Here is a 13,994-nt window from a genome sequence, read left to right as displayed (position 1 = left end):
CGGATGACACCTTTCCTAGCAGAGAAATCACAATGTTCATACGGTTGTACGCATACCGCTGGGATCTAGGATTTTTCTATAGTTTAAAAACAAAAAAAGGACGTTACTCATTGAGTAACATCCTTTTGGAGAAGGTAGAAGTTTTACTTATTACACTGTTCCTGGAGTTGCTGTAGCTCTTGAGTTGACAGGTTCTGCACTAGGTTGATCTAGAGATGCGCGTCGTTTTGCCAACTTTTCTTCGAGTTCTCTGTCAAATTCTTCTTTTAAAGGAAGAACTTGTTTTCTTGTTAGCGTAGAAGAACCAGAACCCATTCCACTATCAGTAGAATTACTGTGAGTGAGAGTTCTGTTACTCAAACTATCCAGGTTTTGCTCCACAATAGGATCACTGAGAACACCTTCACTGAAAGAACTTTGTCCATTTAAGTTAGTCAATGAGGCGCTTCTAGGTAGTTCTGGTGGAGCAACTGGAGTAAGCTTAGGAGTTAAGCTACTAGATGAATTGCTTCTACGGACTGTTGCAAAGTTCTGAGAATCTGAATCAGAGACAGTAGCAGTACTTTCAGTTCCTATAGAATTTAGTGAATTGCTTTTTGACAAGCTGTTAGATTGTTCAGAGCCTTTTCTTCCCAGTGAAGAGAATGATGATGACACAGACCTAGTTAAACTTTTGACAGAAGGCCTGTTAGTTTTTTTCTCTGCTCTGTCAAACATATTGCTTACGCTTGAGTACAAATGATTTTCTCTACATTCTTTAATAACCTTCTTAATTTCATCGTGATGTTCAGAGAAAACACTGTCAATGAAATAACTACCTTTAGGTAATGACCTTTGTGTTAACAAGTTATGCAAGCTTTTTTCATTTAAATTATTAACGAATTCTTTCTGTACTTGCCATCCAGAAGTATGTTCAATCTCCCCTGATTTTACCTTCTCTGCCATTTTTAAATCAATTTCTGACGATATTCCAGAAAGTATATTTTTCACTAACCCAGAATTATTTCCTTTATCAGCAAAAATTGCTTTCATATCATTTCTTATTTCGTCAGATTTCTTCATTGCATCTAGAGTAAACCTTTTTACCTTATCTAAATAGTCCGTCTCACCAGATGCCTTATGGAACTTATTTGCCACTCCTTCGCCTACAAAACTAGCGCCTTTTTTCAGTGAATCTACTGAATGTTCATAACCTTCTTTCACCTTATCTTTAACATGCATAGCACCATCTCTAACTTTTCCGGCAGCGTATGTTGATGCGTCCTTAACTTTCCCAGCAGTATATTTCGCCCCATCAACTGTTTTTTCTGCTGACCACTTGAGCCCTTTATATCCAGATTGAACTGCTTTTACAGCGACTTTTACAGCGAAATATAAAGCAAGACCAACTATAGCACCCGGTATAGCAAGTGTTGCACCAACTGCCAAAAGTGGTAGTACTGCCGTAAATAATCCACTTGCTGTACTTACTACAAGAATCTTATCTCCTTGTTTCATCTTAGAGAATTCTGTATCTCCTTTTAACAGGTCAGTCATTCTTTCTTTTAGCTTCTTGTGATCATTAGCAATATCTGAATTTGGTAGATTTTGCATCGTTTTATTCAAATCAAAACTATCTTCTGGTTGGTTTTGTTGAGTTCCAACAGAATTTGAATTTTTTTCATTATGTAACATTTTAAACCTCACTATTAATTAAATATATTATAATTGTATTCCTTGATTCTTAAGTTAGTGTTAAATTGATTGCCAGTATTTATTTGTCTTCAAATAATTTCGCTTGACGTGTTTTGTGGTAATATAGAAAATTAGGTCAAGAAGCTGCAGCATTTATGAAGTATAGAAAAAGAACACTCATCTTTTTGGCTGTTATAACTTTAATAATAATAGCTTTACTATTTAGGTATAATTCCCATTTTCACAAAGACGTAGTGCACTTAAAGAGTGACAACAAAGAATTCAAAAAAAAGCCAGAAAATTCCATAGAGTCGACCATATTACATAGAGAAAAGGAAGTGTACGATCATGTTTTCCATCCTGATGATTAATTTGTAAATAAAATAGCAATTTATGTTTGCATTTTCTTATTAAAGAAGTAATATTAGCGTATTAATTATAGAATCAATCATTATGTTTGATGATAATAATCCTTGGAATCTGGGAAAGAAACCGGTAGGGAACAAAACTCCTAATAATGAAGATATTTTAAGTAAAGCTGTATCTGATATAAGGTTCTTTCTTAATGGATTAACCAGAAACAGGGGCAAAAAACCTTATTTCATCATTTTCATTATTTTGCTGTTCTATGCTTGCACTGGCTTTTATATTGTCCATCCTAGTGAAGAAAGTATAGAACTTACCTTTGGTAAATATTCTAATACAGAAACACCTGGTTTGCGTTATCACTTCCCCTACCCTATTGGCAAGGTTTTTAAAGTGAACGTTAAGGAAGTAAATCGTGAAGAAATTGGGGTAAGTAGTTCTTATGGGCGAGATACAGATCGCGGTGAAGGCGTGATGCTAACTGGAGATGAAAATATAGTCAACGTTAACTTCGAGGTTCAGTGGCGCGTTAGAGATGCTAAGGACTATTTATTCAAAGTGCGGGATTACAAACCCGGTTTCAGTGTTAAAAATGCTGCTGAAAGTGCCATGAGAGAAATAATAGGTAAAAATACGATCTCTTTTGCACTTGGTCAAGGCAGACCAGAAATTTCTAGAGATACTAGAATTCTATTGCAGCAGATTCTTGATGGATACCAAATGGGTATAGAGATTTTATCTGTTCAAATGAAAAAAATTGATCCACCAGAAAAAGTAATCAGTTCGTTTAGAGATGTACAAAGTGCTCGTGCAGACAAAGAGCGTACTATAAACGAAGCATATGCTTATAATAATGATATTATACCTCGAGCAAAGGGTGAAGCGATAAAGATAAAATTAGATGCACAAGCATATGAAAATGAAATAATAAATGAAGCAAAAGGTAATGCAAATCGCTTTTTATCTCTTTATGAGGAATATAGACAGAATCCTTCTCTCGTTAAGAATCGTATTTATCTTGAAACTATGGAAAATATTTTCAGTAAGGTAGACAAAGTTGTTGTAACTGATGATCTGAAAGGTATGTTTTCTTATTTACCTCTTACAAATTTAGGAAAATAACCATGAGTAGTAATATTAAAATTGTTTTTGTTTCTGTATTTGTTGTTTTATTGATTGTTTTATTTAATTCAATATTTGTTGTGCAAGAAACAAAGCAAGCGATAGTTATACAACTCGGTAAAGTTGTAAGGGATGTTAGGGAAAGTGGCTTATATTTTAAGTTGCCATTCATAAATAGTGTAGAGTTTCTTGATAAAAGAGTTTTAGATTTAAGTCCTGATAAGGTCCCAAGGGAAGTGATAACAGCGGATCAAAAACGTATTATAGTAGATGCGTATGCAAAATATAAAATAACAAATCCTGTTACTTTTTACCAGGCTGTGAGGAATGAATCAGGTCTGGTTAGAAGATTATATCCGGTTATAGAAGCACACATAAGAGAAAATATAGGCAGATTTTCGTTGATTAGCTTGTTGAATGAAAAAAGATCAGAGGTTATGCAATTGATTCAGCGTGGAGTTTATTCTGAAGCTGAAAAATTTGGCATAGAAATAATAGATGTAAGAATTAAGAGAGCAGACTTACCAGAAGAAAATAGTTCTGCAATATTTCGCCGTATGCAAACTGAAAGGGAAAAAGAAGCAAAAGAAATTAGAGCAGAAGGAGAGCAAGCTGGGCAGGAAGTTAGATCAAAAGCTGATAAATTAAAAAGGGAAATTATCTCCAGTGCAGTAAAAGAATCGTACGAAATAAGGGGCCGTGGTTATGCTGAAGCAACTAGAATTTATAATGAGGCATTTAAGGTCGATGAAGAGTTCTTTAACTTTTATCGCTCTATGAGCGCTTACAGTAAATCATTTGCCGAAAATAATACTAAATTTGTACTTTCACCAAACAATAACTTTTTAGATATTTTAAATAAGGGGTGGAAATAGTCTATGAAAAGTAAGGCATTTATTTTATCTATATTTGCATATTTTCTAATTGCGTTTTCTTCGTATGCTAATATGTTTGATTGGAATGCAAAAAAGGTCGTTGATGCTAGCACTACTGCATGCAACTGTAATCAAGGACTTGCCGATTTAGTGGAAGAACTCATTCCTGCGGTTGTAAATATTTCAAGCGAACAAATCATCAAACAAGAAAATAACAGCAGAACTAGAGTTCCATCTATGCCAGGAAATAATTTTTTTGATGATTTTAGAGAGTTTTTTGAGCATTTTGATCAGTTTTTTATGGATAGGGGCCCTAGTGTTAACAAAGAGGTGGTGTTGCTTGGTTCTGGGTTTATTATAGATAAAGGTGGAACTATAGTAACCAATTATCACGTTATTAAAAACGCCAAAGATATCACAGTTACTATGAACGATAATACTTATTTCAAAGCAGAAGTTTTAGGCTATGATGCAAGAACTGATCTTGCTGTGCTTAAGATTAATTCTGATAAAGATCTTTCTTCTGTTGCATTTGGTGATTCTGATAAAGCAAGGGTTGGTGATACGGTTATGGCAATAGGTAACCCATTTGGTTTGGGTGGCTCTGTAAGCACAGGAATTATATCTGCAAGGTCCAGGGACATTAGTATTGGCACTATGAATGAATTTATTCAAACTGATGCTGCAATTAATAGGGGTAATTCTGGAGGACCGTTATTTGATTTAAATGGAAAAGTTATAGGTATTAATACTGCTATCTATTCTCCATCTGAGTCTGGCGGCAACGTGGGTATAGGTTTTGCCATACCATCTAATTTAGCTATGTCAATTATTGACACATTAAAAAGTGGCAAAAAAATAAAACATGGTTGGCTTGGTGTGCAAGTTCAGCCTATAACGAAAGAATTTGCTGAGTCCTTGGGTTTAAAAGATATAAAAGGCGCATTGGTTGCAAGTATAGTAAAGGATAGTCCTGCAGAAAAAGGTGGGATTAAAGTAGGTGATATATTATTAGAATTTGACGGTAAAAAAATCGATAGAATGACACAATTACCTCAAATGGTTTCAAGAGCTGGACCTGAGAAAAAAGTGCAAGTTAAGTTACTTAGAAAGAGCAAAGAGGTTAATATTAAAGTTGTGATCGGAGAATCTACAAATGATGGCCAAGATAACAATCAAGAAGAAAATAAATCAACATCTGATTATGTAACCGGTTTAACTGTTTCAAATCTGCCAAAAGAATCAAAAGAAAGTAAAAATAATGTACCTACAAAAGGTGTGATAGTTACCAATGTAGATAGTAACAGTAATGCCACGTTGCGTGGTATTAAAAAAGGAGACATTATTATCCAATTAGATGGAACCGATATAGAAAATACTAATGATTTTCAAAAACAAGTTGATTCAGCAGTAAAGAAAAACGGTAAAGATTCAATAATGTTGCTCATTTACCGCAATGGAAATCAATTCTTTACTTCGATAAAGTTGAAGAAATAGCACTCGTAGGTTATTTACTAAATTAGCAGCATTGTAAGCCTGTCACTGTAACACCTCAATCTTACAAGACAAATCAAAACTATTAAAGTCTACATTCCATTCACTAAAATACACATATGGATAATATAAATTTTCTAAAATTCATTGAACTGTGCTTTCAAACAGTGGTGCCGGGATGTGAGTATAATGATTATCAGTACATAAAAGTCATAGCAGAAAGGCTGGAAGCAGCGAATGCTGGCGAAGTAAGGCGCATAATATTCAATATGCCTCCGCGTTCAATGAAGTCCATATGTATGAGTGTTGCGTGGCCCGCATGGATACTGGGCAACTGCAAGAATAATAGTTGCAAGTTATTCTAAGTTGCTTAGTGAAAAACATTCGCTTGATACCAGGTGCATAATGCAATCTGATTGGTATAAAGAACTATTTCCAGAGGTAGAACTATCCAAAGACCAGAACACTAAATATAAATTCCAAACAGTGCAGAGAGGATACAGAATCGCAACATCAGTTGGAGGAACATTAACCGGTGAAGGTGGTGACTCTATTATTGTGGATGATCCGCTTAACCCTGCTCAAGCTTTGAGTGAAACATTTAGAAAACGTGCCACAAACTGGTTCGATCAGACTTTAGTAACGAGACTCAACGATAGAAAAAAAGGAGTAATTGTGCTTGTGATGCATAGGCTCCACCTGGAAGACTTAACTGGGCACCTCTTATCTAAGCCAAAAAACATATGGCATCACATTTGTTTGCCAATGATTTCTGAAAATAAGGAGGTTATTTATTCAATTAATAACCATACTGGTGTCATTCCAACCCCCCCTCCTGTCATCCCAGTGCCCAGACACTTGTATCTGGGATCTCGTTCCTTAACTTTATAGTGTAAATTATTTCAAATTGTGTCTAGCTGCAAGTATAATAATTTCCATTTATAGATAAAGTATGTTGCAAATGTTATGCCAAAGAGTATAATAAAATCTATATCAAATACTTTACAAGAAAAAGTGGGATAGAGGCAAAAGCAAATATTAATAAGGATAATTTAAGAAAAGCGCATACTAGAGTTTGAAGAAGCAGTAAAAATAAAAAATATTATTGAAAGGTTAAATAGCACATGATATAATATATATAGTATAAAAGTGTAAATAATTTTATTGACATCTTTACATTAATAGTTCTTAAATATTTAGTACTGTAGAATTAAATTATTAAGTTTTATGAAGGAAGTAAAAATGGTGGAAAGCTTTTCAGGTAACAACCAAGGCAGTAATTTTATTGAGGAGGCAAAAATAATGGAAAATTTTTCAGATAATAACGGAAACGGTAGCTCAATCTTCCAAGGAAAAATCAGGGAGCAAGATTTCTCTGCAGAGCAGAAGCTAAATGAACTAAAAGCAGCCATAGAGGAGCTTACCAGGCAAGATTTGCTCAGGAGGCTCGAGTGTGAGCGTCAGGCTTCTAGTTGTATCGATGAAACATCATCTCAAGCAGAGCTACATATCGGAGAAGGTGATGATGAGGATTACTTCATTGGTGAAAAAGGAAGAGTACTCGGAGATTTCTGGAATTTCTTTGAATCTCTCTTCAACCTTTTTGAAGTAGATGTAGATGATCCGAAAATCTACCAAATGCTCAAGGAGAAGAAAGAAAAAAACCTGATTGGTGCGATAATGAAGTTTTTGCATGATAAGCTTAAGGAGTTAATCAAGAAGATTTTTGCACACGATTTAAGTTGCAATCAGAAGTTGGACAAAGAGATAAAAGAATTGCAGGAAAAATTAGGCAGTGGTGAGTTATCAGAAGAAGAGTTTGCAAGGGCGTTAGAAAGATTAACTGCATTGCAAGATCTGAAACTCAGGTTACAAATGGCCGTTGTCGGATGGATTGTTACAATGTTCGCAGAGATGTTTGGAGTTGAGTTGGCGGCTGCGGTAGAGGCATCTACAGAAAAAGAAGATAAAAAAGCAGAAAAAACATCATTAGAAGCAACTAAAGAAGTTTGCGAAAACGTAGAAATGAAAGTGGATGAAAGAGAAAAACCTAAAGTGCCAGTTTTCCTTTTTGAAATTTCACCAGGATTTGTAAGACCGGTTGTTCTGAGCAAACCAGAACTTGAAATTGCGTCAGATCCTTTGAAACATCTATTCCGTCTTGCTGAGCTTGAAAGAAAATATCATGAAAATTCACAAAAACCAGAAAAAGTGAATGAAGAGAAAAAAGCGAAGCCTGAACCGAAGAAAGAGGTGTGTCCACCGCAACTTCCAGACAAGAAGACTGTGGCAAGTGGGATAAAAATTAATTTTAATAAAATAAAGAATATTGGTTTCCGAGAAAGGGATGCGAATACTAGTGTTAATGGAAGAGGAACCACGCCACCCACTAATGGACAAGGAAACAAGCTTGATAATGGGAAGAAAAACGAGTCTGCTAGTTATGCAGCAAGCCGTCTGAATGGTAATGTTAATAAGAAAGAAGCGGATAACCTTTACACCGAACTTGCAAAAGAACTTGCCAATTTTAAAATAGGTGTTTGGAATGGTGCTGAGAATGAAGGTTCTGTGAATGATGCTCAATCACCAAGAGGATTGACTAATGATGTAAAAGTTGAGAAATGTGTAGAAGGTCAATCAGTAGGAAAGACATAATCGTGAAGGTAGTTAGATCCCAGTGTCTGGGCACTGGGATGACACCCTCTTGGATGGAAACCAGCGTCAGCTACTTGGATGACGCCTCACCATGTCATTCCAGTGCGTGACGCTGGAATCCAGGAGTATAAAAATGACGAATAAAATTTATACTAAAAAATATAAAAAAAGTGCTTGCACTACAATTTATTTTTAGTACACTAGTTACATAATATTTTTACTGAGGGGCCAATATGTATAGTAATAATGATAAAAAAGATAGCGATAAAGGGTTTACTCCAAGCAGCAGGTATGAAAAGTATAGCGGTTCTAATCCGGTAATGCTTGAGGCACGTGAAAGACAGAGACGTAAAAGTAGCAAGCCTGGCTCGCAAATGGAGAGTAGTAGCTCTACTAGTGCTGGCAGTAGTAAAGGTAAAAGTAAGTAATGTTGTTTCATCACAATTTTAGTAGGGGGAGTTATGGGTAATGCTACAAAAGAGCTAGTTAACGCATTTAACTTAAATAATTATGGTATTGATAAGGTCAATACTAATTTTATTGTACGAGGTAAAAAGATTGTTGGTTTATTTGCTAGTGGTACTAATACAAAAGAATATCTGCGAAGAATAGGAGAGGAGATAATAAAGCAGCACTACAGTGATGGAACTGAGTTAGCAAGTGAATATTATAACTTAAACTATTTTCCATTTGTTCTAGATGCTAATCCTGATAAAGAGGGTTTAGATAATGGCATAGTGAAAGTAAAGCTTGCAGATTCTACAGATAATGGAGTAATTCGTAACTTGAAGGTTCATTTTGCTAATGAGTTTGAGGGGGCTGTGAGATCTAAAGTGGCTGCACTTCTACAAGCATTAGTAGGAATAACGAAGGAACAAGCATATGAATGGGTCAATGGAATTGTTGGAACAGGAGCGATAGGTAGTCCTTATCTATACTGTATAGCTTTTAGCAACGAGTACCTCGAAAAAAGGTATAATTCGAGGATTTTTGAGCTATTGAAGAGTCTTTATATCAGTGAATTTAACTCAAGATTAGAGGCGTGTGGTCTTAAGAGTTCAGACTTTTATGAATATAAAGATGGTATGTTATACATTAAAAATGTGAGTGATAAGGTAGTCAGGAGTGTAACAGGATATGTTAAAGGGCGAGTAGCGCTTGATTTTAGAACTCCAGGCAGCGTAGAGTCTAAAGTTGAAAATTGTAAAAATGTTTTGAGTGAACTAATTCTTAAAGCGACAGGAAAGTTTGTTGACGGGTATGATTATGATGACTTTACAAACAAAAACAAAATAAAGAATGGGCATAGTTTTGCTCTTATACCTTTTATAGAAGAGAATGGTCAGTTGAAATCTTTAAGTTCTAGGAGTGCATCAAAGATTAATGGAGGAATATTTAATGGTTTTGATTGTATAAGTGATATTAGAGGCAAAACTGCAAATCCACAATTTGCTAATTGTAAAGAGCCAGTTTATGCTTTCTCTAATAAGCAGATTGCTCAGTTACTTCCTAAAATTATGGGGTCTCCAATTGCATATAATCAAATAAACGGACGTTTTGAATTTGCAGTTGATCTTGGGAATTTTAAGAGACGTAGCTCGAGTCGATCCTCCTCGACGGTAACTTCTCCACTCAATCCTCCTACACATGCAGAGCCACCAAGAACACCGCTTAAACAAACTGGAGCTAGGTTTTTTGAATCTAGAGGAGACAGCGATAGTGGTCTTGGTGATTCACCTCCACAACTTAAGGATTCTGGTTCTTCAAGTGGTGGTCCAAGTTCTAGCTTAACTGAGTTGTCATCACCGACACAGAAGTTTCCCGAGCGAAGTCGTGGTGAAGGGTTAGAGGGGCCTCCCAGGCAAGGATCAGAAAGAGAGGAAGGAAAAGGGGGGCTGTTTCAGTTGGTGCCGGGGGAAATAGATTCAAGTCAATCCACTGGTGATCAATCACAGCTATCTTTGAGTAGATCATCATCGATTTCTTCTCCTATAGCATGGGATGATTCAACATTCTTAAATCCTGAGGTTTCTAATGAGGAACCTAAAAAACAGCAAGTTACTAAGGAAAAGGAAGAAGAAAAGTTGTTTAAAGCATTGCTTTATTGGTTTAACTTAAATAATTATGCTTTGGATCCTCCTCATACTAACTTTATTGTAAAAAATGGGAAGATTGCTAGTTTAATTGATGATAGTGTTGATGTAAAAGAGTATTTAGAGGAGATAATAGATAAAACGAAAAAAGAGTATCGTGTCAATAAGGAAGAAGCCTATGATCTCAATGAGTTTCCATTTCAATTTCTTTCTAATTGTGAGAAAAACCAAGAAACAACAGTTGTTGCTAATATAAGTCGTGGTGCCTTACTTAACTTAAAAGAACTTTTTAGTCGGGAGCATGAGGGAAAAGTAGAAATAAAAGATATCGACATTAACATCGTCGAAAAGGCAGTGAAATCTGAAAAGGACAAATGGGTAAATTTTCAGGTGCAAGCACATGGGTTATCCCCTAAAGAAGCAATTAAAACCTGTTATCCCGATGAAAGCGTATTAGAATATATTTCCATTACAAAAGACAAAGGTGGATACTGGATTAACCGTGATTATGATGGTTCGGAAGTAGAGTCGTTTAGGAAAGAGCAATGGCCTGCTAAAGGTACGTCAAAAGCTGAAAAGATGAAGTCCGAAGATAATAAAGACAGCGGTATCTCTTCAGCGGAGGCGACTGATGCTGAAAACGTAAGCTCTAAAGCTGAGGCAACAACAAGTGGTTATGAGTCTATGGATTGTGAGAATACTAGAGGAGGATCGCCAAAACGTACTCTAGAGTTGAGTGTGGGAATGGAAGAATTGACAATATCCACAGACCTGTATGCCACTAAGGCCGAGCAGCACTCTCCCATAAAAAAATTTAGAAGCAATTGATCTAATCCACCGCTCTCAGCCACCTAAGCGTTTTATTAGGGTTAGGGCAAAGTCCCTGACCCTAAAGGCACTGGTGTTAGTTTTTCTCATCCATTGCAGATATTGCGCGGTACTAAATGTTTAAAAAGTATTAATATAAAGATATCAATAAAATTATTTACATTTTTATACTATGCACATTACATCATGTGTTATTTAACCTTACAATAATTTTTTTATTCTTGCTGCTTCTTCAAATTCTAAATTTTCAGCATGCTCTATCATTTGCTTTCTCAAATCATCCTTATTAGTATTTACTTTCGGTTCTGCTATTGCCCTCTCCTGTAAGGTGTTTGATATAGGTTTTATTATAGTCTTTGGGACAATATTGTGCAATATATTATGTTCTTCTTGTTTTTTTCTTCTTCTTTCGGTCTCTCTTAATGCACGGTCCAGAGAACCAGTGATTTTATCTGCATACAAAATTACTCTACCTTCAGCATTACGCGCAGCACGACCAATCGTTTGAATTAATGAAGTTTCCGATCGCAAAAATCCTTCTTTATCAGCATCCAAAATTGCAACCAACCCACACTCTGGAATATCAAGACCTTCCCTCAGCAAGTTAACACCTACTAAAACATCGATTTCTTTAGATCTCAATTTGTATATAATTTCTATTCTCTCCAGCGCAGCAATATCAGAATGCAAATAACTCACTCTCATATTCATTTCACTCATATATTCAGCTAAATTTTCAGCCATTTTTTTCGTCAATGTAGTGATTAAAACACAAAATCCCTTCCCTATTGTCACTTGTGCCTCATGAATTACATCATCAATTTGACTCTCTATTGGTTTTACAATGCAGATTGGGTCCGTAAGCCCTGTTGGACGGATAACTTGCTCTATAAATACATTACTGGTCTTTGCCAACTCATACTTTCCGGGAGTGGCTGAAATGTAAACAGTCTGCGGCCTAACTCCCTCCCACTCTTCAAATTTTAATGGACGATTATCAAAAGCGGAAGGGAGCCTGAAGCCATAGTCAATCAATTTCTTTTTACGCGCCTCATTACCACTGTACATCGCACCAACCTGAGGAACGGTGACATGACTCTCATCAACAAATAAAATTACGTCTTTAGGTAAATATTCAAACAAAGTAGGTGGTGGATCCCCAGCTTCCATTCCATAGAGATAACGCGAATAATTTTCAATACCTTTACATATTCCTGTTGTTCTCATCATTTCGATATCAAAATTAGTGCGTTGCTCGAGGCGCTTTGCTTCAACAATCTTGTTTTGCGAGTAGTAATAATCCAAGCGTTCATGCAGCTCTTTTTTGACTAGTTCAATTGCCTGCAACAAAGCCTCACGCGGGGTTATGTAATAGCTATTTGGAAAAATGGTGATTTTATTTACGCCTTTGGTAACATTGCCCGTTATAGCATCAACTTCAGAAATTTCTTCTATTTCATCGCCAAATAACGATAAACGCCAAGCTTTATTTTCATAATGGGAAGGAAATATATCAACAATATCGCCGCGCACTCTGAAATATCCTCTCTCAAACCTGGCATCAGAGCGCTTGTATTGAAGATCAGTTAAGTTGCTCAGGAAATCATTAATACGAATTTTATTTCCAACACTAAGCAGTATGATCATGCTGCGGTAGCTCTCAGGCGAACCAAGACCGTATATGCAGGAAACACTGGCAACTACGATCGTATCCCTGCGCTCCAAAAGGGAGCAGACGGTGGAATAACGCAGCATCTCAATTCTTTCGTTAATTGCAGAATCTTTTTCGATATAAGTATCAGTTTGTGGTAAATAGGCTTCAGGTTGATAATAATCATAATAAGAAATGAAGTATTCAACAGCATTATGGGGAAACAATCCTTTCATTTCCTCATAAAGCTGTGCTGCTAAAGTTTTATTGTGTGCCATAATTAATGCAGGCCTGTTTGTCCTTGCAATAACATTTGCCATAGTAAAAGTTTTCCCAGAACCAGTAACTCCAAGCAAAACTTGGTCTCTTTTATTGCTATTTAGCCCCGCAATTAAACTATCGATTGCCTGCGGTTGATCTCCAGCAGGTTGAAAATGTGTAGTGATTTGAAATTTCATAGACTTTACTTACTATCTTTGATTCATTGCATAGTGAACACTATATTGCTTTTAAGATAAGTTGTATAGCTATCGTAAAGCCATAAAACATTAACCAACAATGTCATGCAAGTAGCTGACACTGGAATCTTGTTTCAATGTTAAACAAAATACCATAGAATTCAAGAAGACAATTCCTAAAAAATCCCTACATCCAAAAAAAGGCAAAATGCTGCTTGAATAAGCTAAATTTTTTTAGATGCAAAAACAATAAAACATAGTTGATACTAAATTATAGTACTCCTATGACAACGTTACAAAAATTAAGGAAATGGATAGCTCTGATCAATTGGAATAGTATTTTCAGGTACCGGTGGTCAATATGACATTTTTAAAATAAAGATTTAGAACCTGTTTAAAATCTTCTCAATAGAAGAGAAATGAAGGAAAGAACGACCATTTGTAGGCTAGTGTTAAGTTTTCGCTCGCAATTTTTCCACAATCGTCTGCATTTTTCTAACCAAGCGAAAGATCGCTCTACAACCCATCTTTGTGGCAATACAGCAAAGGAATGTAATTCACTTCGTTTTATTACTTCTACAGTTGCTCCAATAATCGTTTTTATTTGAGTTGCAAAATTTTCTCCTGTATAACCTGCATCGACCAGTATATTTTTAACTTCCGAGAGGTTTTCTTTTGCGCTTTCAACCATTCTCACAGCACTGCTAACCCCAGTTGTAAATTAGAAAAAATAGAAAAGGTAAGGAAATAGGGTAAACTCCGAGGTATTTGATATTCA

At 35.8% G+C, this 13,994-nt stretch carries 9 protein-coding genes and 2 pseudogenes; 8 read left to right on the top strand and 3 right to left on the bottom strand.

Features of this window, described 5'->3' with window-relative positions:
* Positions 1-150 precede the first annotated feature (150 nt).
* On the bottom strand, positions 151-1,674 hold the full coding sequence (walE1, locus tag R0F62_RS03320) for an actin bundler (RefSeq protein WP_274979290.1): 1,524 nt from the start codon (positions 1,672-1,674) through the stop codon (positions 151-153).
* A 155-nt stretch (positions 1,675-1,829) separates the two neighbouring features.
* Here walE1 and R0F62_RS03315 point away from each other — a divergent pair, with 155 nt between their 5' ends.
* The 8 genes and pseudogenes from R0F62_RS03315 to R0F62_RS03280 all read left to right on the top strand — a co-directional run bounded on the left by R0F62_RS03315 (position 1,830) and on the right by R0F62_RS03280 (position 11,107).
* Complete coding sequence (locus R0F62_RS03315) at positions 1,830-2,045, top strand: hypothetical protein (protein WP_006279848.1); 216 nt, start codon at positions 1,830-1,832, stop codon at positions 2,043-2,045.
* A gap of 82 nt (positions 2,046-2,127) precedes the next feature.
* A complete protein-coding gene (hflK, locus tag R0F62_RS03310; protein WP_010962866.1) occupies positions 2,128-3,162 on the top strand; it encodes an FtsH protease activity modulator HflK in 1,035 nt (344 codons plus the stop codon).
* 2 nt (positions 3,163-3,164) lie between these two features.
* Positions 3,165-4,037: a protease modulator HflC gene (gene hflC, locus R0F62_RS03305; RefSeq protein ID WP_274979289.1), complete on the top strand. Its 873-nt coding sequence runs from the start codon at positions 3,165-3,167 to the stop codon at positions 4,035-4,037.
* Between the two features lie 3 nt (positions 4,038-4,040).
* Positions 4,041-5,534: a DegQ family serine endoprotease gene (locus tag R0F62_RS03300; protein WP_010962868.1), complete on the top strand. Its 1,494-nt coding sequence runs from the start codon at positions 4,041-4,043 to the stop codon at positions 5,532-5,534.
* 116 nt (positions 5,535-5,650) lie between these two features.
* Positions 5,651-6,380, top strand: a pseudogene (locus R0F62_RS03295) (hypothetical protein); the annotation flags it as partial.
* Between the two features lie 378 nt (positions 6,381-6,758).
* A complete protein-coding gene (locus tag R0F62_RS03290) occupies positions 6,759-8,186 on the top strand; it encodes a hypothetical protein (RefSeq protein WP_317051318.1) in 1,428 nt (475 codons plus the stop codon).
* 233 nt (positions 8,187-8,419) lie between these two features.
* Positions 8,420-8,614, top strand: coding sequence for a hypothetical protein (locus R0F62_RS03285; RefSeq protein WP_274979287.1), 195 nt, complete (start codon positions 8,420-8,422; stop codon positions 8,612-8,614).
* A 33-nt stretch (positions 8,615-8,647) separates the two neighbouring features.
* Positions 8,648-11,107 (top strand): hypothetical protein, encoded by a 2,460-nt coding sequence (locus R0F62_RS03280; protein WP_317051317.1) that lies wholly within the window; start codon positions 8,648-8,650, stop codon positions 11,105-11,107.
* A gap of 201 nt (positions 11,108-11,308) precedes the next feature.
* Here R0F62_RS03280 and uvrB read toward each other — a convergent pair whose 3' ends face one another.
* Both uvrB and R0F62_RS03270 read right to left on the bottom strand, forming a co-directional pair.
* Positions 11,309-13,216, bottom strand: a complete 1,908-nt coding sequence (uvrB, locus tag R0F62_RS03275) for an excinuclease ABC subunit UvrB (protein ID WP_274979285.1) — start codon at positions 13,214-13,216, stop codon at positions 11,309-11,311.
* Between the two features lie 394 nt (positions 13,217-13,610).
* A pseudogene (locus tag R0F62_RS03270) lies at positions 13,611-13,883 on the bottom strand (transposase); the annotation flags it as partial.
* Between the last annotated feature and the right edge of the window lie 111 nt (positions 13,884-13,994).

Origin of the sequence: Wolbachia endosymbiont of Drosophila aff. chauvacae BK-2020 (assembly GCF_032848195.1) — a bacterium.
GTDB classification, from domain to species: domain Bacteria; phylum Pseudomonadota; class Alphaproteobacteria; order Rickettsiales; family Anaplasmataceae; genus Wolbachia; species Wolbachia pipientis.
This window is presented reverse-complemented; position numbering and strand designations above follow the sequence as displayed.

Bases quoted from the DNA above. Each gene is read 5' to 3' on its own strand.
- R0F62_RS03285 (WP_274979287.1), top strand. From the start codon at position 8,420: ATGTATAGTAATAATGATAAAAAAGATAGCGATAAAGGGTTTACTCCA.
- hflK (WP_010962866.1), top strand. From the start codon at position 2,128: ATGTTTGATGATAATAATCCTTGGAATCTGGGAAAGAAACCGGTAGGG.
- uvrB (WP_274979285.1), bottom strand. From the start codon at position 13,216: ATGAAATTTCAAATCACTACACATTTTCAACCTGCTGGAGATCAACCG.
- R0F62_RS03315 (WP_006279848.1), top strand. From the start codon at position 1,830: ATGAAGTATAGAAAAAGAACACTCATCTTTTTGGCTGTTATAACTTTA.
- R0F62_RS03280 (WP_317051317.1), top strand. From the start codon at position 8,648: ATGGGTAATGCTACAAAAGAGCTAGTTAACGCATTTAACTTAAATAAT.
- walE1 (WP_274979290.1), bottom strand. From the start codon at position 1,674: ATGTTACATAATGAAAAAAATTCAAATTCTGTTGGAACTCAACAAAAC.
- hflC (WP_274979289.1), top strand. From the start codon at position 3,165: ATGAGTAGTAATATTAAAATTGTTTTTGTTTCTGTATTTGTTGTTTTA.
- R0F62_RS03300 (WP_010962868.1), top strand. From the start codon at position 4,041: ATGAAAAGTAAGGCATTTATTTTATCTATATTTGCATATTTTCTAATT.
- R0F62_RS03290 (WP_317051318.1), top strand. From the start codon at position 6,759: ATGAAGGAAGTAAAAATGGTGGAAAGCTTTTCAGGTAACAACCAAGGC.